The organism is Paenibacillus sp. F024 (assembly GCF_057814255.1).
The window spans coordinates 45,727-63,814 of record NZ_JBVASZ010000017.1 but is presented as its reverse complement, the minus strand read 5'-3'; the positions used below and the strand labels follow the sequence as shown (position 1 = coordinate 63,814).

The 18,088-nt window shown below is 49.2% G+C and carries 18 protein-coding genes and 1 riboswitch; of the genes, 16 read left to right on the top strand and 2 right to left on the bottom strand.

Translation table 11 applies throughout. The features are described from left to right. The first annotated feature begins 25 nt into the window (after positions 1-25). Genes ACZYR9_RS17620 through ACZYR9_RS17605 form a run of 4 tightly spaced genes read left to right on the top strand, consistent with a single transcriptional unit; the run spans position 26 to position 3,326 of the window. Positions 26-895: a branched-chain amino acid ABC transporter permease gene (locus ACZYR9_RS17620; RefSeq protein ID WP_488979804.1), complete on the top strand. Its 870-nt coding sequence runs from the start codon at positions 26-28 to the stop codon at positions 893-895. Beyond that, on the top strand, positions 892-1,893 hold the full coding sequence (locus tag ACZYR9_RS17615; protein ID WP_488979803.1) for a branched-chain amino acid ABC transporter permease: 1,002 nt from the start codon (positions 892-894) through the stop codon (positions 1,891-1,893). The genes ACZYR9_RS17620 and ACZYR9_RS17615 overlap by 4 nt, the downstream gene beginning before the upstream one ends. After that, positions 1,874-2,635 carry an ABC transporter ATP-binding protein gene (locus tag ACZYR9_RS17610; protein WP_488979802.1) on the top strand — a complete coding sequence of 254 codons (762 nt, stop codon included), beginning with the start codon at positions 1,874-1,876 and terminating at the stop codon, positions 2,633-2,635. The genes ACZYR9_RS17615 and ACZYR9_RS17610 overlap by 20 nt, the downstream gene beginning before the upstream one ends. Beyond that, positions 2,622-3,326 (top strand): ABC transporter ATP-binding protein, encoded by a 705-nt coding sequence (locus ACZYR9_RS17605; protein ID WP_488979801.1) that lies wholly within the window; start codon positions 2,622-2,624, stop codon positions 3,324-3,326. Before ACZYR9_RS17610 ends, ACZYR9_RS17605 begins: the two co-directional genes overlap by 14 nt. A gap of 103 nt (positions 3,327-3,429) precedes the next feature. On the opposite strand, the gene ACZYR9_RS17600 is transcribed toward ACZYR9_RS17605, so the two are convergent. Beyond that, on the bottom strand, positions 3,430-4,209 hold the full coding sequence (locus ACZYR9_RS17600) for an IclR family transcriptional regulator (RefSeq protein ID WP_488979800.1): 780 nt from the start codon (positions 4,207-4,209) through the stop codon (positions 3,430-3,432). A gap of 250 nt (positions 4,210-4,459) precedes the next feature. On the opposite strand from ACZYR9_RS17600, the gene ACZYR9_RS17595 reads away from it, so the two are divergent. The 12 genes from ACZYR9_RS17595 (at position 4,460) to ACZYR9_RS17540 (ending at position 16,854) form a co-directional block, all read left to right on the top strand. Further along, positions 4,460-5,452 (top strand): Gfo/Idh/MocA family protein, encoded by a 993-nt coding sequence (locus tag ACZYR9_RS17595; RefSeq protein ID WP_488979799.1) that lies wholly within the window; start codon positions 4,460-4,462, stop codon positions 5,450-5,452. Positions 5,453-5,492: 40 nt separating this feature from the next. Continuing rightward, positions 5,493-6,287, top strand: coding sequence for a TatD family hydrolase (locus ACZYR9_RS17590; RefSeq protein WP_488979798.1), 795 nt, complete (start codon positions 5,493-5,495; stop codon positions 6,285-6,287). 75 nt (positions 6,288-6,362) lie between these two features. Continuing rightward, a complete protein-coding gene (locus ACZYR9_RS17585; protein WP_488979797.1) occupies positions 6,363-6,548 on the top strand; it encodes a hypothetical protein in 186 nt (61 codons plus the stop codon). 85 nt (positions 6,549-6,633) lie between these two features. Then, positions 6,634-6,795 (top strand): hypothetical protein, encoded by a 162-nt coding sequence (locus ACZYR9_RS17580; protein WP_488979796.1) that lies wholly within the window; start codon positions 6,634-6,636, stop codon positions 6,793-6,795. A gap of 193 nt (positions 6,796-6,988) precedes the next feature. Then, positions 6,989-8,944, top strand: a complete 1,956-nt coding sequence (locus tag ACZYR9_RS17575) for an ATP-dependent DNA helicase (RefSeq protein ID WP_488979795.1) — start codon at positions 6,989-6,991, stop codon at positions 8,942-8,944. 80 nt (positions 8,945-9,024) lie between these two features. Beyond that, positions 9,025-9,158: riboswitch (cyclic di-AMP (ydaO/yuaA leader) on the top strand. A gap of 5 nt (positions 9,159-9,163) precedes the next feature. Then, a complete protein-coding gene (locus ACZYR9_RS17570; RefSeq protein ID WP_488979794.1) occupies positions 9,164-9,817 on the top strand; it encodes a CAP domain-containing protein in 654 nt (217 codons plus the stop codon). Positions 9,818-9,963: 146 nt separating this feature from the next. Next, positions 9,964-12,429, top strand: a complete 2,466-nt coding sequence (locus ACZYR9_RS17565) for a S1C family serine protease (protein WP_488979793.1) — start codon at positions 9,964-9,966, stop codon at positions 12,427-12,429. Positions 12,430-12,818: 389 nt separating this feature from the next. Next, positions 12,819-13,598, top strand: coding sequence for an alpha/beta fold hydrolase (locus tag ACZYR9_RS17560; protein ID WP_488979792.1), 780 nt, complete (start codon positions 12,819-12,821; stop codon positions 13,596-13,598). After that, complete coding sequence (locus tag ACZYR9_RS17555) at positions 13,591-15,171, top strand: UDP-N-acetylmuramoyl-tripeptide--D-alanyl-D-alanine ligase (protein WP_488979791.1); 1,581 nt, start codon at positions 13,591-13,593, stop codon at positions 15,169-15,171. The genes ACZYR9_RS17560 and ACZYR9_RS17555 overlap by 8 nt, the downstream gene beginning before the upstream one ends. A 13-nt stretch (positions 15,172-15,184) precedes the next feature. Next, positions 15,185-16,363 (top strand): D-alanine--D-alanine ligase family protein, encoded by a 1,179-nt coding sequence (locus ACZYR9_RS17550; protein ID WP_488979790.1) that lies wholly within the window; start codon positions 15,185-15,187, stop codon positions 16,361-16,363. A gap of 21 nt (positions 16,364-16,384) precedes the next feature. Then, complete coding sequence (locus ACZYR9_RS17545) at positions 16,385-16,660, top strand: hypothetical protein (RefSeq protein ID WP_488979789.1); 276 nt, start codon at positions 16,385-16,387, stop codon at positions 16,658-16,660. Next, entirely contained in the window at positions 16,624-16,854 is a 231-nt protein-coding gene (locus ACZYR9_RS17540; protein WP_488979788.1) for a hypothetical protein, read from the top strand. The genes ACZYR9_RS17545 and ACZYR9_RS17540 overlap by 37 nt, the downstream gene beginning before the upstream one ends. A gap of 110 nt (positions 16,855-16,964) precedes the next feature. Here the strand turns inward: ACZYR9_RS17540 and ACZYR9_RS17535 are convergent, their stop codons facing one another. Beyond that, entirely contained in the window at positions 16,965-18,083 is a 1,119-nt protein-coding gene (locus tag ACZYR9_RS17535; RefSeq protein ID WP_488979787.1) for a cupin domain-containing protein, read from the bottom strand. Positions 18,084-18,088 lie beyond the last annotated feature (5 nt).

Here is an 18,088-nt window from a genome sequence, read left to right as displayed (position 1 = left end):
ATGTGTTAGGAAAGAGGAGGATACCATGGCGGGTACAACACTGTTGATGCATGTTTTAAACGGATTGGCCTATGGCATGCTTTTGTTTATGATCGCCGCGGGGTTGTCCATTATTTTCGGATTAATGCATATCGTCAATTTGGCACACGGTGCTTTTTACTTGGCGGGGGTGTATATCGCCTACACCTTTATGAAGCAGGACATGGGATTCTGGCCTTCCTTGCTCCTGTCGATCATCATTGTCGCCATACTTGGTATCCTTATGGAGAAACTTATGCTCGAACGGGTGTACGGCAAGGAGCTTGAGCAGGTGCTGCTGACGTTCGGGCTTGCCTTTATCTTTGCCGACCTGGTGAAGTGGATTTGGGGAACAAGTCCTTTGACGCTGCCGGTTCCCGCATTATTGGATGCTTCCATGGATTTAGGAGTGATTTCGTTTCCGGCATACCGGATTTTCGTTATCCTCGTCGGCTGTCTTCTTGCGGTGCTGCTGTGGTATATGGAAAATAAAACGCGCATCGGCGCGGTTATCCGGGCCGGGGTGGATGACCGGGAGATGCTGTCCGCGCTTGGCATTCATATTAAGGTCGTGTTTACCTCCATATTCGCGGTGGGTGCCGCGTTAGCGGGACTAAGCGGTGTACTGGGCGGGCCGATCATGGGAATGTACGTGGGCATCGATTCGGAAATATTGATTTCATCCCTCGTTATCGTAGTAGTCGGCGGTCTCGGAACATGGAAAGGGGCCTTTATAGGGGCGATTTTAATCGGTGTCGTCGATACGCTAGGACGTGTATGGTTTCCTTCGTTTACGATGGCAATGGTCTTTGCCATTATGATTATTGTACTGCTGTTGAAGCCTAACGGCCTGTTTGGAAGGGGGGCCCACGCTTGAAAAAAAGTACGCTATCGCTTAGCGCCGCCCTTGTCGTCTTTATCCTGCTGCTGCCCCTCGTTCTTTCATCGTATGGCTTGAAATTGACAAGCGAAGTGCTGATTATGGCCATTTTTGTCATGAGTCTCGGACTGATCATCGGTTTTGCGGGATTAGTATCGCTTGGTCACGCCGCTTTTTTTGGAATAGGCGCTTATTCGGTAACGCTGATTGGAGAACACTTGGATAATACCTATGTACTGCTCATCGCAGCCGTTGTTTTATCGGGTATCGCCGCTTTTGTTTCCGGCTTGCTGTTTATCCGTTCGTCGGGAGCTTACTTTTTAATGATTACATTGGCCTTCGGACAAATGCTGTATGCCATTGCTTATAAAATGGAGGATTGGACCGGGGGAGTTGACGGCAAATCGGTTGCTGTGAGCTTCAACCTGGGTTTAGGTGAAATCCACAGCCGGCTGGGATTTTATTATGCAGCCGCAGCCGCATTTTTGGCGAGTTATTTTTTGCTTCGCGTGTTTATTTCATCCCCTCTAGGAAAAGGCATCAGAGGAATCAAGGAGAACGAATCGCGCATGACGGCACTCGGATACGATACGCGGAAGTATAAGCTGATCGTGTATTCCTTGTCCGGCATGATGGCCGGCTTCGCGGGCGGGCTTTACGCCTACTTTAATGAATACATTTCGCCCGATTTGCTGCATTGGGGATACTCCGGCCAAGCTCTGATCATGGTTATCGTGGGCGGCGTCGGCACCCTGATCGGACCGGCGATCGGAGCAGGCTTTTTCGTCATTTTGCAAAATTATATCAGCTCTTACACGGACCGTTGGCCGATTGTGATGGGATTGATTTTTGTCGCCATCGTTCTTTATGGACGAGGAGGGGTCCTTCATATCGCAGATTTGGTATGGAACAAAATCAGGCCGAAACGGAGTAACGGGCGGGACAGCCACATGCTTCATAAGGAGGAGAATGGTCTTGAGTCTGCTGAGGGTTGAGCGTCTGCACAAATCGTTTAAAGGCTTGCAGGTGTTAAAGGATGTATCTCTGGAAGTGCAGGCTGGAGAGCGCCATGTCCTTATCGGACCGAATGGGGCCGGTAAAACGACGCTTTTTAATTGTATTACCGGGACTTTGCCGATCGATGAAGGAGTCGTAGAGGTGAACGGCAAGCCCATCAGCGGCCTTCCGGCATTTACGGCTGTCCGTGTCGGGATGTCGAGAACCTTTCAAAAAAATAATCTGTTCGGCAGCTTGACCGTCGAGGAAAACCTGCATCTGGCCATTATCGCCTGCAAGCCCTACCGGTTTAGTTTTTTTAAGCCCTACTATAAATATGATGAAATGTTAACGGAAGCCGAAGAGCTGTTGAAGCAGTGGAATCTTTGGGAACGCCGCAGCCGTATCGTGAATGAACTTTCTTACGGCGAACAAAGGCTTCTGGAGGTGCTGCTCGCCCTGGCCTGTAAACCGCAAATTCTGCTCCTGGATGAGCCGACCTCGGGCATGTCTCCCGCGGAAACGATGCAAACCACCAGGCTCATTCAAAGTATGCCTCATTCCATAACCCTGCTGGTCATTGAGCATGATATGGAAGTGGTGTTTTCCATTGCCGATCGCATTACCGTACTGCACCACGGTGAAGTGTTCTTAAGCGGCGCACCGGAGGAAATCCGCGGCGACGCTCGGGTCACAGAGATCTACTTCGGGGGAGGTAAGCTTCAACATGCTGACGCTTGATGAGGTTCATACCTATTACGGAAACAGTCATATTTTGCAGGGCCTCTCATTCAAAGTGCCCCAAGGCAGGTGCGTGGCTCTTCTCGGCCGGAATGGTGCAGGCAAAACGACCACGATTCATTCCATCGCCGGCTTGACGCCTCCGCGCAAGGGGACCATTACGTATATGGGCCAACCGGTTTCCGGGCTGCCGTCTTACAAAATCGCACGCCTTGGCATCGGATTGGTGCCGCAAGGCAGACGCATATTCCCTTCGCTGACGATCCGGGAAAACTTGACGGTTCCGGCCAAGGATAACCGGCAGAAGGGGCAAAAGGGTTGGGATTTAGAGGGAGTTTATGAACTGTTTCCTGTTCTCAAGGAACGTGAAAACAACATGGGAACCCAACTGTCAGGAGGCCAGCAGCAAATGCTGGCGATCGGAAGAGCATTGATGACCAATCCTCAATTTATTCTGATGGATGAGCCGTCGGAAGGGTTAGCACCCGTCATTATTGAGCAGGTGGGGGATATCATCAAAAAATTGAAGCAAACCGGACTATCCATTCTGTTGGTAGAACAACATTTTTATTTGGCGTGCGATGTGGCCGATGAGGTGCTGGTGATGAACAAAGGGCAAATCGTATGGAAGGGTACACCAAAGGAGCTGTTGGCAGACGAGGAAATTCAGCATCAATATTTGGGAGTTTAGCGTGACGGAACCGTAAAGTATGTTCATATTCCCGGATGGAGGAGACTGCTTCGGCAGTCTCCTTTGTATCTTTGCAGCTTTTAGATGAACCATTTCCAGCCCATCACCGTTTTCTGTAGCCTAATCTTGCAGAGATTTCGTTGGCAGCGCTAATGATTTTGTGAATGTAGCCTTTCAGGTTGGAGGGATTCATTCGTTGAGTAGGGCCGATGACGGTCAGCGTATTGACAACCTGGCTTGTATAATCCCGAATGGGCGCTGAAATCGATACGACTCCTTCTCTCAGCTCTTCAACCGATATGGTGTACCCTTGCTCTTTAGCCTTTTGGATTAGGCTGAGGATCGATTCGGGATCGGTATTCGTTTTTTTAGTGTAGGCTTTCAGTTCTCCTTCAAGAGCCCTCTGAACGACCTGTTCATCCTGATAGGCAAGCAGGACCCTTCCTGAGCTGGTGCAGTACGCGGGGTTCCTTCTGCCGATATGGGTCAAAATTTGAACTGGGTGTTTGCACTCCACCTTCTTAATATAGATGACGTCCATGCCCTCTAATACCGCAATGTGACACGTTTCCTGAATGTCATCCACGAGTTTTTGCAGTACCGGAAGCGATTCCCTTTCAATCTCCAGATTGGTGGTGACAATGGTATTTAAATTCAAAATGGATAAGCCCAGACGATACTTCTGCGTTTCCTGATCTTTGGTGACGAATCCCTCGCTGGCAAGCGTACTCAGCAGCCGGCTGACCGTGCTTTTTCCCAACCCCAAGGTTCTTGCCAAATCGGTTACTTTTTTCTCCGGCTCATCCAGGGAAAAGCTGTTTAAAATCCGAAGAGCATTTTTGACGGACGAAAGGACATAATCGTTATTGTTCGAATGATCCATGGAGCGGTCTCTCCTTTGGTGCTGCTCTATAGTTTCATATAACAGAACATTAATCTTGTATATAGAACAAATTTATCATAGACTTCGTATAACCGCAATCCGGAGTAATGTAAAGCTGGAATGCTTTTAAAGCGGAGTGGACTATGCTCTTAAAGAAATATAGAATGAAAGTGTGATTAGCCTGAAGCCTATAAGGCGTCGATCTAAAGATGCCATAATACGAACAGTCGACATAGGAAAGGGAGTTTATATGATACGTTTTGCTGTTATCGGAACCAACTGGATTACGGAGGAGCTGATCAAGGCGGCGCGGGAGATGGAGGAATTTGCCTTGACGGCCGTGTACTCCCGCACGGAAGAGAAGGCAGAGGAATTTGCGGCCAAGCATGACATTCCCCATCGATTTACGGACTTGGAAAAAATGGCGCAAAGCGATGTGATCGATGCGGTTTATATCGCCAGTCCGAATTCATTTCATGCGCAGCAGGCGATCCTCTTAATGAATCACGGCAAGCATGTATTGTGTGAAAAGCCGATAGCTTCCAATTCCGACGAATTGAAGGCCATGATCGCGGCGGCGCAAAAAAATAACGTACTGCTTATGGAAGCCTTAAAATCCACGATGCTGCCGAATTTTCAGGCCATCCGGGAGAACTTGCATAAAATAGGACCGATACGCCGTTATTTTGCGGGATATTGTCAATATTCTTCACGCTACGACGCCTACAAACAGGGTACCGTATTGAATGCCTTTAATCCTGTATTTTCCAACGGATCTTTAATGGATTTAGGGGTCTATTGCATCTATCCCATGGCGGTGTTGTTCGGAAAGCCGGAGCAGGTCAAGGCTTTCGCCATGATGCTTGAGTCCGGGGTGGACGGAGAAGGAAGTATTCTATTGAAGTACAAGGAGATGGATGCCGTCATTATGCATTCCAAAATCTCAAGCTCTTATTTGCCGTCCGAAATTCAAGGGGAGCATGGCACCATGATTATCGACAAAATCAACCAGCCGGAAAAAGTCGAAATCCGCTATAGAGACGGCAGGGTGGAAGAGCTAACAAAGCCTCAAAAAAGCCAATCGATGTATTACGAGGTCAAGGAATTTATTGAATTGTTGAAAGCCGGGAAAGTCGAATCGGCAACAAATTCTTATGCCAATTCCGTGACTGCTTTGGAAATTATGGATGAGGCCAGACGCCAAATCGGACTTCAATTCCCTGCAGACAAGAATAACCTATAATTGCCGCTTGCTTCAATTGATGATGAAAGTGGGTTGAACCATGTATCCTATCATTGATGCGCATATTCACTTGGATTTATATGAAGAGACGGAACAGGAGAGACTGCTGGAATCTAGTCATATCTATCGGATTCAAGGCCTTATAACGGTCTCGATGAATGCGGGATCCTGCCTGCGCAATCTCCGGTTGAAGCGTCTGTTTCCCCATGCGGTTTTTCCGGCATTCGGCTACCATCCCGAGCAGGTTCTGCATTCAGGCGAAGAAGAGAAAGGTTTATTCGAATGGATTGACCGGCATCAGGATGAAATGGTGGCGATCGGCGAGGTCGGACTTCCTTATTATATGCGAAAAGAGGCTGAAGAAAGAGGCGAGCGATTTGACGATGAGCCCTACTTTCTTCTGTTGGAACGATTTGTTCAGCTGGCCGCCCGGCTGAATAAGCCGGTGGTGCTGCATGCCGTATATGAGGATGCGGACAGGGTATGCGATTTGCTTGAGAAGCAAGGAGTAGGGAGAGCTCATTTTCATTGGTTCAAGGGAAGCGCGCAGACAATGGAAAGAATGATAAAGAATGGCTACCGGGTTTCGGTGACGCCAGATGTGGTATATAAGCCGAAAATCCAAGAGATCGTTCAAGCATACCCGCTTGAGCTGCTGATGGTGGAAACCGACGGTCCATGGCCTTTTGAAGGTACATTCGAAGGGCAAACGACCCATCCGCGCATGATTCGCGAATCCATCAGGCAAATCTCTCAGCTTAAAGGGGTGCCGGAACAAGAAGCAGGGATGATATTATTTGAAAATACACGGAGCTTTTACAACCTGCCGCTGTAATGCATACACAGGTCTAGAACCATATAAATCTTCTTCTCATATGATGTTTCTATAAAACATTAGGAGGTGGGAGAGATGGATAAATTTCTGACCTATGCAGGCGGGTTGATAGGCGGTTATGCGCTTATTGAAGCTCCAGTCGAAGGTATTACAGTATTATCCGGTTTAAATACCATCCTTGATGTCGTCGGTACTTTAGCCATGATCGTTTTTGCAGGCACATTGATCGTTCGCGGCGTTTGCTCGCTTATAGGTGAATAACAAAGGAGATTTACGAAGTGAAAATTCCGTCAATCCGATCCTTTGACATGGGTTCATGTCAAGGGATCTTTTTGTTGGATTTAAAATGGAAGGAATAACGGATGGGGCCGTTCGTTTGTTTATTCAGTTTCAATGGCTTGATCCGAAGCAAACGTCCAAGCTTCACCCGGAAGAAGTTTTAACGAAAGAGCGGCTGGCGGTGCTGCTGACCAAAATGGCAAAATACAATAAGCTTGCGGCCCAATGACAAGAAAGACCGAATTTGAGCTTTGAAGATTCCGAGCTCATCCCGGCAGTTCAAACCTTTATTATGGAAGGTTTGGACTGCTTTTGTTTTTGTTGCATATCTGTTAGGATCGTGTGATAATAAATGTTTGGCATATGGAACACTAGTGCTGGGATTTTATCGAATCATTACTATTATGGAGGCAAAAATCATAGTGGAGCGCTACCCTTTTGCTTATGATCATTCCCAATCCTTCATCCAGCAGGCTGGGGAATGGATTTCTGATGTGTTTTACGATATCCTGCCCGAATCCGGCTTTGAAGTGCGCGATGAACAGATTTATATGGCATTCCAATTGGAACGGGCATTTGCCGAGAAGCAAACCATTTTCGCAGAAGCGGGAGTGGGGACGGGAAAAACACTGGTTTACTTATTATATGCGATTTGTTATGCCCGTTATATGCGAAAGCCGGCTGTGATTGCCTGTGCGGACGAATCATTAATAGAACAGCTGGTCAAGCCGGAAGGGGATATTGCCAAGCTGGCGCAGCACCTGGACTTGGCTGTTGACGCCAGATTGGGAAAGTCCCCGGACCAGTATCTTTGTCTGGTCAAGCTGGATAAAGCGAGATTCAGGGATGAGGATGCGGAACATTTCGAGCAAATCTATGAAGAGCTGCCCGGGTTTGTCCATTCTCATGAAACGCTGCAATCATTTTATGCTTACGGCGATCGGAAGCAATATCCGGATCTGAATGACGATCAATGGAACAAGATCAATTGGGACGCTTTTCAGGATTGCTTCGTATGCGACAAAAGGCACCGGTGCGGGCAGACGCTCTCCCGCGAGCATTACCGCCGGTCCGCCGATCTGATCATTTGCTCGCACGATTTTTACATGGAGCATGTGTGGACGTATGAGGGCAGGAAGCGGGAAGGGCAGCTGCCGCTGCTGCCGGACCACTGTGCGGTCGTATTTGATGAAGGGCATTTACTGGAATCCGCCGCGCAGAAGGCGCTAACCTATAAATTAAAGCATGCCGTGTTTGAAGAGCTGATCACCCGGCTGCTGCAAGGGGAAATTCGGGAATCTTTGGCTGTGCTTATTGATGAGGCGATTGCGCAAAGCGAGACGATGTTTGATTTGTTCGGGCGCAAAAGCAAGGAAATTCCCGGTTCGGACCGGAAGGAGCTGCTGCTCGACGATCAGCTGCTTCAAGAGATTCACCGGTTCCGGGCGCTGCTTACGGCAATAGAAGAAGAGCTCGTGTTTGAAAGCGGTCTTCATACATTAAATGAATATCAGCTCCGCATTGTCGAGGAGCATCTGGAAATGATGCAGAAAGCATTGAGTCTGTTTCAGCGCCCGGAGTCCTTCGTATGCTGGCTGACGGAAAGCGAGAGCGGGCTGACACTGGTGATTATGCCAAGAACGGTCATGGAAGTGCTTCGAGAGCAAGTGTTTAGTACCAAAATGCCGATCGTATTTTCATCGGCTACCTTATCCGTCGACGGCTCCTTCCGATATGTGACGGATAGTCTCGGAATTGAGCAGTATTTATCCTTTTCCGTGGCTTCTCCTTACGATTACGAACACCAAATGGAAGTGATCGCGCCCTCATGGGCCGCCGGCGGGACCTTTGCAGAGAAGATGGAGGCTGCTGTCTCGCTGCTTAAACGGACGGAAGGCAGAGCTTTGCTTCTGTTCCCGACGAAAGGGGAATTGCAGCGGTTTAAACAGGAGATCACGCTGTATCCGGATTTCATCGGCACAATGCGCTTCTTGTTTGAAGGCGATCAGGAAATCAGCCATCTTATCGCTTCCTTCCAGCATGATGAACAGAGTGTTCTTTGTGCCGTCAGCTTGTGGGAAGGGCTTGATGTGCCGGGACCTTCGTTGTCTAATGTCATAATATGGTCACTGCCTTTTCCGCCTCAGGATCCGGTCTTTATGGCCAAACGACGCGCGTCGGCTTCTCCTTTTGAAGAGGTGGATTTGCCTTATATGCTTTTGCGACTACGGCAAGGGATGGGGCGTTTGATTCGTTCCCGTGAGGATCGGGGAATTGTGGCCATTCTAAGCCCGGAACTACAGGAGCAGCCCATGCTGCGAACCCATGTGGAAGCTGTGCTTCCCTCTGGAGTGAAGCTCAAGGAATCGCTTGCTTAGACGGCGTTGGTAAACTTTGTGTCATGAAATACACACGGTATCCGTGTTACAATGGTTTCCGTTCCTTCTTGGGAACGCGACATCATAAAAGGCCGAAGCTTATTCTAAGCACGGGGGAACCCATGAACTTGGGGTGAAGCCACAGCAGTGGCCGGGTGATTGCTCTTTGACCCGAATCCGACAGCTAACCTCGCAGGCCGCACAAAGGAGAGGAATGCAGTGAAAGGTTTCAAAAAATTGGTTTTGACAGGCGTTTTGGCACTTGGCCCGATCATCGGCGCAGGCGTGGTTTCCGCTGCTCCGTCGTATACGGTATCCGGTAAAGATACGATGTGGACGATCTCGCAAAAATACGGAGTCAGTCTGAAGTCGCTTATTGCCGCGAATCCTCAAGTGGCTAACCCAAATATAATATGGCCCGGAATGGCACTGAATATACCTGGTAAGGCAGCAGGTACAGGATCGGGCAACGGTTCGCAGCAGGGGACAGGCAGCACGACACAGTCTTCTTACGCCAGCCAAGTGGTAAGCCTGGTGAACCAAGAACGTGCCAAAGCCGGTTTGCAGCCGCTTGCCAGTGACAGCGCATTGACCAAGGTAGCTTTGGACAAAGCGAAGGATATGTATGAGAAAGGTTATTTTGACCACACTTCTCCGACCTACGGGTCTCCATTCGATATGATGCAATCCTACGGTATTCGGTTTTCTTATGCAGGCGAGAATATAGCCAAGGGACAAAGAACTCCACAAGAAGTCATGAACGCATGGATGAACAGCCAAGGACACCGTCAAAACATTCTGAGCCCCAACTTCAACAAAATTGGAGTGGCTTATGTCAATGGCGTGTGGGTACAGGAGTTTATTAAAAACTAATAGAAATATGAACGAAAGACCGTCACATTGGACGGTCTTTTTTGGCGTTCCTTCAGAATCTGAAAACTTAAATTTTTATTGCTGGCATCTATAGGATGTGATAGATTTTAGTGGACATGGAAATGAATGGTGGGGGGAAGGGGATAATGAAGCAGGTCAAGCATTTAAAGAGAAGGGTACTGAAGGTATCCGCCGCATTTCTGCTGATTGGAGCACTGTTCGTTTCCGGTACGTCTCCGGCAGGGGCGCAGGGTCAAGATTCGATTCCGGCTGTCGTACAGCAAACGACATCCTCAGTCGTAGCGATCATCGGCAAACCGAGCGAGAGCAAAAGGGCATGGGAGCAAAGCCGTTATAACCTGGCTCATGGAACCGGAGTCATTGTACGCAGCGAAGGATACATATTAACGAATGCGCATGTCGTAAAGGATATGAGCAATATCATCGTGGTTACCTCCGACGGCAAATCATACCCGGGGAAAACAACGCATTACGATGAGGAAAGCGATCTGGCTTTGGTCAAAATCGTTGCTTCCGGATTAACCGCCGCAAAGTTTGCCGACCCGAAAAATATCCGGGTCGGCGAATCGGTCATGGCGATCGGTACACCGTTGTCCTTTGCCCTCAGGAACTCCGTTACCTCCGGCATCGTCAGCGGAATGGAACGTTCGGTCCAATCCAAATACCAGCTGATCCAGACCGATGCGGCGATCAATCCGGGCAACAGCGGCGGAGCACTGGTAAATATGAAGGGCGAGGTTATCGGAATCAATACGTTAAAGTATGTGGAGTTCGGCGTGGATAGCTTGGGTTTTGCAATTCCGGTAGATACGGTTCAGTATGTTCTCGATCATTTTTTCAAGTACGGGAAAGTGAAGCGGCCTTATCTTGGGCTTGAACTGGGCGAAAGCTGGGAGGCGGTCGTCGGTCTGCCGTCATCGGCCGGTCTTGAAGTGACCTACGTCGATCCCGATTCACCCGCGGCGCAAGCAGGGGTGAAGCAGGGGGATGTGCTTCAATCCATCAATTCCGTCAAAACCAGCAATTTAGTGGAATATAATGAAGCGTTAAAGAAATATTTGCCTGATCAAAGCATTGTTTTGACCCTTCTATCGGGCAGCCAAACAAAGAATATCGAAGTGAAACTAGAGGAAGATCTTTCCGCAGTGACCAAGCTGGTGCAGGATGCCGGGGGCGCTTCGATTGATGCGGACCAAGGAAAAACCTGGATCGGCGACAGTCACTTTGGCTGGTCTTTGAAATATCCGGCCGGCTTAATCAAGTTTAGTCAATCCGATAACGGAAACAACGTTGTCTTTGGGGATGCCAAAGGGGAATTTGCGATCAACATTTCCATTGATGAAAAGCAAAGCAAGGATCTGTCTCCGCAGGGGCTGCTTCGCAAGCTGACCCAGCATACAGGAGATACGATATTGGAGAAACGGTATATGAATGAAAAACCTCACGCCTACGCCAAGCTCATATCCAAAGGGGATTACGGCGAATATTATGAAGCCAGAGCCTACCAGAAAGAAGACAAAATCTTCTACCTGACTTTGGTCGTAGAAAAGGAGGATAATTACCTAAACGGCATGAAACGAAACAGCTATACCGATCTTCTCGATACCTTTGTGCTTTCATTCGATGCTGCGGATACTACGCTGAAGGATATCTCGGCATATCAGGGTCAAAATACGATAACTACGGAATATGGCCTGGCCTTTGACGTCCCTTCGGATTGGAGCAAGCATGGATGGGGAAGTGGACTGCACTTCTCGAGTGAGGACGGCAAAAAAAACCTGTCGGTGAATATCACTTCCGCGGCATCGGGCGATACGCTTGAGCAATGGTCAGCACGTCAGGAGCGCCGGTTTGTTGAAAGCTACTCGGAGGGATATCGCGAGGTTCGGGGAGCGAAGGAAACGACAGCAGGGGGAACAGCTGCGATAGAAAACGTGTATGCCTATACAATGGGAGATAAATGGGAGCAGGCCCATGTCGTTTATATCATCAAAGATAAATATAAATACGAGCTGCAGGCTTCATATCCGAAAAACGAAAGCGCCGAGATGGAAGAGCTGCTGACGGAATTGCTCGAATCCGTTCAATTTTCCAAGGACACTATAAACCGCTCTCTTGGGGTGATTGAGGATATGAACGATCTGCTTGATCCGAACAAGGCCGCAACATTTGTAAGCGAAAAGTACAAATATTCTATTCAAATCCCGGAGCTATGGTTCAACGGCTATGAAAGCGAGCAGGATCATGGCTTTAACTCGTTTAGTTTCGAGGGAGGCAGTCTGACGATCGACGCCGACGATCAATCCGATTTCGCTGAAGCCGCAGCCAGGATAGAGCAGGATCACAAGAAAAATGCCGGAATCGATGCGAACTATAAATATACGGTTTCCGAGGAGACGCTTTTTGGTACGGCCGTCAAAAAATTCAGCACTCATTATAAAAGCCGGAATGTCCCGTATGTCTTAAACGAATACGTATTTGAGAAAAACGGAATCATCTATACCGTAACGATTCGCATTAATGATGCCGTCAAGACCGAGGCGCAGTGGAAACGGTTGACGGATGCGTTGAACTCCATGCAATTTTCATAAGAATGAAAACAATCCTGTGAAAAAGAGCCGATTCGGCTAGCGGGGCTGCCGCAGCGATTCGATATTATGTAGATTTACAAAGCGGATAAATAACAAAAATAGGACTTACGGCAAACCTTTGAATCCAGAGGAACTTTCCTCTGGGTTTTATTATGCAGACCAGCTTCAAACGGCCGAGCTCAGGGTAAAAGGTAAAGGGGTTCGGAACCGATTCGTTTTGAACGTCTGACATAAGTCAAGCTTGTCTGTGCATATACAATATACGGAAAGACGATTGCCATATAAGCATTTCTAAACGGTATAGATGCCATTCGAAGCTTGATAACAAATGTCCGGGAGTGTTATGATTATTTTATTTGAGACATTGAGATATAAGGATGTTGATGGAGTTGACTAAAGTAAACATAAATGGGCTTGACATCCATTATTCCGTTGTCGGCACAGGACATGAGGTGGTGATGCTGCATGGCTGGGGCACCAACCTGCAAACCTTTCATGCGATTCAGCAGCATTTATCGCCGCATTTTAAAGTGTATGCCATTGATTTCCCTGGGTTTGGCGAAAGCGACACGCCACCTGAACCGTGGGGGGTTACCGAATATACGAATCTGCTGGCTTCCTTCATTGAGTCGCTGGGGATTACAAATCCGATTCTGATCGGTCATTCCTTCGGCGGTAGGGTCTCAATTAAATATGCCGCTTCGAATCCTGTGAAGAAGATGATTTTGACCGGAAGCGCGGGAATCAAGCCAAAACGCAGCCTGAATTATTATGTGAAGGTATATTCGTTCAAAACGGCCAAAAATTTGCTCAAGCTTCCGGGCTTAAACCGATTTTCGGAGCGTATATTGAACCGGATGCGGGCCAAGTTCGGCTCCAGCGATTACAAGAATGCATCAGGAGTGATGCAGCAAACGCTGACGAAAGTCGTCAACGAGGATCTGCGGCACCATCTTCCTCATATTAAAGCATCAACCTTATTAATCTGGGGCGAGAACGATACGGCTACCCCTGTCTCGGATGGTAAATTGATGGAACAAATGATACCGGATGCCGGTCTGGTTGTGCTGAAGAACTCCGGCCATTTTTGTTATTTGGAAAAGGGCCGGGAGTTTATCGTCATCGTAGACCATTTTTTGGCAAAGGATAAGGGAGGCAGTCATGTTTGAGCTAGTTCTTGTGTTAGCTTCGCTGTTTTGGCTGGGGCATGCTGTCCTGCGCCTTCTCAACGGCGTACATATGCTTCAATTGAATTCTTACCGCAATGAGCGGTTTATGGGATGGTTTAAAGGTCATGTGAAGGACCGGCTATCCTTAAGAGAGTGGATCCCGTTATTGGCTTTTGCCGCGCTGCTGTTTCAAGCGCCGATGCTTGGTCTAATCCTTTGGACGCTCTTTTATGCGATTTTGGTATGGCTGCGGCCCAAGAAGCAGGAGAAAAAGAAGCTCGTCTACACGGCTAGGGTGAAGCGGCTGCTCGTGACGATCGGCGTTCTGGTTGTGGCAGCCTTGGCGGTTTCCCTGACGCTTGCAGCCGCTGGCGACCGCTTCGGACCGTTCATTTTATTGTTCGCCGTTGCGCTGCTGTCCGACATGGTGGTTCTGGCGGCCAATACGATCAACCTGCCTATCGAGAACCGGATCAACCGCTACTATTTGAATGACGCCGAACGGATTGTCCGGCAGATGAAGCAGCTGACAGTGATCGGGATTACCGGCTCGTACGGGAAAACAAGCGTGAAGCATTTTCTGAATACCCTGCTCAGCCAAGTGCACGAGGTGCTGGTGACGCCGGAAAGCTACAATACGCCGATGGGCGTAACCAAGACGGTACGGTCGATGCTGCGTCCTACCCACCGGTTCCTTATTACCGAGATGGGGGCGAAGCAAACCGGAGATATCCGTGAGCTGTGCGAGCTGGTCAGCCCCAAGATCGGCATTTTGACTGCCGTTGGGCCTCAGCATCTGGAAACATTCAAGACACTGGAGAACGTCCAGCGGACCAAATTCGAGCTTGGCGAAAGCCTGCCGCCGGACGGCATCTTGTTTTTGAATATGGACGACGAGAATATCGCTTCGTATCGCGGAAACATCGTGGCGAGAACGGTAAGTATCGGAATACACCGGCAGGATGTCGATTATCGTGCCCAGAATATTCAATATAGCAGCAAAGGCGCAGCATTTGACCTCATAAGGAAGGACGGCTCGACTCTCTCCTTCGAGACGAGTCTGCTTGGCGAGCATAATATTTATAACCTCCTTCTGAGCATTGCCGTTAGTTTGGAACTCGGCGTTCCCCCGGAAAAGCTGGCGCTGCTCGTAAAGCGCATTAAGCCGGTAAAACACAGGCTGGAGCTTAAGAAATTATCCGATAAAATCACGATACTCGACGACAGCTTCAATTCGAACCCGGTCGGCTCAAAGGCGGCTCTGGATGTACTGGCCCAAATGCCGGGCAAACGAATTCTGATTACGCCGGGGATGATCGAGCTCGGTGAGCAGGAATATGAGCTGAACCGCAGGTTCGGTATTCATGCGGCGGGAGCCTGCGATTATATTGTGCTGGTCGGACAGAAGCAAACGAAGCCGATTCAGGACGGCTTACGCGAAGCGGGCTACCCGGAAGATCGGCTGTATATCGCCAAGGATCTTCAGGATGCGCTCCGGCAAATGCATCTTGCAGCGGAAGAGGGCAGCATCGTGCTGCTCGAGAATGATCTGCCCGATAATTATAATGAATGATGGGGGACTCACCATGAAAATAAAAGTAGGAGTTTTGTTCGGAGGCATGTCGGTAGAGCATGAGGTGTCCATTATTTCCGCTCTGCAGGCGCTTCATGCATTGGACCAGGATAAGTATGAGCCCGTACCGATCTACATCGATAAGCAAGGAAGCTGGTATACCGGCGAAGGATTAACCGATATTGAGAATTACAAGCAGCTTCCGGAGCTGTTGAAAAGAAGCGAGCAGGTCATTTTGCATACGAACCAGGAAGGAAAGCACCTTCTTCTCAATGCCGCCTCCGGACTGTTCCGCAAAAAAATCATCGAAGAAATCCATGTCGCCTTTCCGGTGACGCACGGGACCTATGGAGAGGACGGTTCCTTGCAGGGCTGGCTAGATTTGAACAAAATCCCTTACGTAGGCTGCGATGTGCTCTCCTCCGCAGTGGGTATGGACAAAATCGTGATGAAAACGATTGTCCGCGGAGCCGGTCTGCCGGTCATCGATTTCGTGTGGTTTTACAGCAAGCGTTGGTTTGACGCCCAGCAGGAATGCGTGGAGCTGGTAGAGCAAAAGCTGGGATATCCCGTGATCGTCAAACCGGCCAACCTCGGGTCCAGTGTGGGCATACAGAAAGCCGACGGCAGAGAAGAGCTGATCGAAGCGATCGAGTCCGCGGCGTCCTATTCGCCAAGAATTATAGTGGAGAAAATGGTCACCAACCTAAAGGAAGTGAACTGTTCGGTCATCGGAGATTATGAGCATGTGGAGGCCTCCGAGTGTGAAGAAGTGCTGAAATCGGACGAAATCCTGAGCTATCAGGATAAATATATGAATCAGGCCTCCAAAGGCATGAGCGGAACGAGCCGGATCATCCCGGCGAACATCGGGGAGGAGACCACGCGGCAGGTGCAGGAGCTGGCCAAGCAAACCTTCCTGGAGCTTGGGTGCGGCGGGGTGTCGCGGATTGACTTTTTGATCGATCAAAACACGGACAACGTATATATTAATGAAATCAACACCATTCCGGGCTCGCTTTCCTTCTACCTATGGCAGCCTAAAGGCAAGGATTTCAAGCAGCTGACCGACGATCTGATCCAGCTTGCGCTCAAGCGGAGTCGGGAACGTGCGCAGCTCACCTTCTCTTACGATACCAACCTGCTGGCGCTGCAGGGCAAAGGCGGCGGCAAGCTGGGTACTAAAAAATAACGCGTTAAGGAGGTTGCATTCATGAGGGACCTTTCTCCGATACCTGTAAGCCTGGGGATCAACGGGTGGCAAAGTATACCGATTGAGGAAAATCATGAACAGCTTGTCTCCTTGCAAGCATTGTCAGAACGAATCATTCTTCGGCCATTCTATTACGAGATGAAGATTCCCACTGCACTCAACGGGGCTTATGCACGGCAGGGTGTGGCTGAGCGACTGGTCAAGCTGACGAGTACAACAAAGTCAAGCTGGGCTTCCGTATGCCGCAGCTGGTTTGGAAAAAGCAGTTCAGCGTGATTTTATCGGAGCCTACCTACGGAGTGGACATTCTATACTCCAATCAGCTGAAGAATGTGAAGGTGACTGCCATTCCTTTCTTCGATCACGATGAAGTGATTACGAATTTGCCCAACGATATGATCCGGATTGAATTGAATGAGTGGGTGCTTCCTACCAGTGGTGCCGTATTTGTGTGGGAAGAGAAGGAGTAGAGGATAAAAGCCGATGAGCGGTGAACGCTGATCGGCTTTTTGGGTTGGAGTAAACGGCGGAGGAGAGGATTTTACACCGGGCATGAGCCTCTAATCAATAAAGTTACGCACTAAGGCAGCAAAGGAACAAACGCTTTAACGATTTCCTGATGCCCCTGGTTCTCCCCGTATGCTTCTTCTCTTTCAAGATTAAACTTTTCCATAATCGGAAGGTCGCTGCAGGAGAATAAGTATGCGTCCTCGGAAGAGGTAACTGCATGCTCATGCCAAGCCCAATTCGGTACGACGAAGAAATCGCCTTTGGACCAATGGAACTGTTCGCCGTTGATTACGGTATAGCCGGATCCTTTAAATACCTGATAGATGGTTGAGTGGGTATGGCGATGGGCCTTGGACCGGAACCCCCCGGGAAGCATTTGCATCCAAGCGGCTATCGTCGGGTTTGCCGTTAAACCATTGGATGGATTGATAAATTCAATGGCATACCCGTCATAGTGGTCAGGCTCGAACTTGCTCAGTCCGTTTAATGCGGCAAAGGTTTGCGGCCATTTGAACGATCCCAAAGGCGCGATTTTGGAGCTGCGATCGGAAATCGGGCGGACCATTCCGCCTGCATACCGTGAGGCGCTGTAGTTATCCGGAACGGACGGTTGTTCGATTTTCTCCGGATAAGGCTCGAAAAAGGTGCCGCCGAGGGCATAGATCGTCGGGATATCCAGACAATCCATCCAGATCATCGGCTTGTCGCCAGGATGGGAGTGTCCGTGCCATAACGTTTGAGGTGTGGTCAGGAAGTCTCCTTCCTCCATGAAAATCCGTTCGCCCTGTACGATGGAATAAGCGCCTTCGCCTTCGATGATGAATCGGAGCGCGCTTTGCGTATGCCGATGCGAAGGAGCCGTCTCCCCGGGGAGAATAAGCTGAACAGCCGCATAAAGCGTTTGTGTCGTGGAAGCCCATCCCCATGGCCGGCGGTTGGTCAGTCCGGGATTTTGCAAATAAATCGCCCGCCGTTCGCCGCCGCGGTCCGGCGTAAAAATATCTTTGGCTTCCATCAATTTCTTGTGGAGCGTTTCCCATTTCCACAGGTAGGCTTCCGCATGAGGCGCAGGCTGCTTATGCATTAAATCGGGAATCGCATTCCATAGCGGCCCAAGGTGATATTTCTCAATTTCTTTGTTAAAGTTTTGTACGGTCTCGCTTTGAAAAAACTCATTTTTTTCTGCCATACTTT

What these genes read in the sequence shown, in the direction of transcription:
- ACZYR9_RS17620 (WP_488979804.1), top strand. Translation starts at nt 26, where the DNA reads ATGGCGGGTACAACACTGTTGATGCATGTTTTAAACGGATTGGCCTAT.
- ACZYR9_RS17605 (WP_488979801.1), top strand. Translation starts at nt 2,622, where the DNA reads ATGCTGACGCTTGATGAGGTTCATACCTATTACGGAAACAGTCATATT.
- ACZYR9_RS17600 (WP_488979800.1), bottom strand. Translation starts at nt 4,209, where the DNA reads ATGGATCATTCGAACAATAACGATTATGTCCTTTCGTCCGTCAAAAAT.
- ACZYR9_RS17595 (WP_488979799.1), top strand. Translation starts at nt 4,460, where the DNA reads ATGATACGTTTTGCTGTTATCGGAACCAACTGGATTACGGAGGAGCTG.
- ACZYR9_RS17590 (WP_488979798.1), top strand. Translation starts at nt 5,493, where the DNA reads ATGTATCCTATCATTGATGCGCATATTCACTTGGATTTATATGAAGAG.
- ACZYR9_RS17585 (WP_488979797.1), top strand. Translation starts at nt 6,363, where the DNA reads ATGGATAAATTTCTGACCTATGCAGGCGGGTTGATAGGCGGTTATGCG.
- ACZYR9_RS17580 (WP_488979796.1), top strand. Translation starts at nt 6,634, where the DNA reads ATGGAAGGAATAACGGATGGGGCCGTTCGTTTGTTTATTCAGTTTCAA.
- ACZYR9_RS17565 (WP_488979793.1), top strand. Translation starts at nt 9,964, where the DNA reads ATGAAGCAGGTCAAGCATTTAAAGAGAAGGGTACTGAAGGTATCCGCC.
- ACZYR9_RS17555 (WP_488979791.1), top strand. Translation starts at nt 13,591, where the DNA reads ATGTTTGAGCTAGTTCTTGTGTTAGCTTCGCTGTTTTGGCTGGGGCAT.
- ACZYR9_RS17550 (WP_488979790.1), top strand. Translation starts at nt 15,185, where the DNA reads ATGAAAATAAAAGTAGGAGTTTTGTTCGGAGGCATGTCGGTAGAGCAT.
- ACZYR9_RS17545 (WP_488979789.1), top strand. Translation starts at nt 16,385, where the DNA reads ATGAGGGACCTTTCTCCGATACCTGTAAGCCTGGGGATCAACGGGTGG.
- ACZYR9_RS17540 (WP_488979788.1), top strand. Translation starts at nt 16,624, where the DNA reads ATGCCGCAGCTGGTTTGGAAAAAGCAGTTCAGCGTGATTTTATCGGAG.
- ACZYR9_RS17535 (WP_488979787.1), bottom strand. Translation starts at nt 18,083, where the DNA reads ATGGCAGAAAAAAATGAGTTTTTTCAAAGCGAGACCGTACAAAACTTT.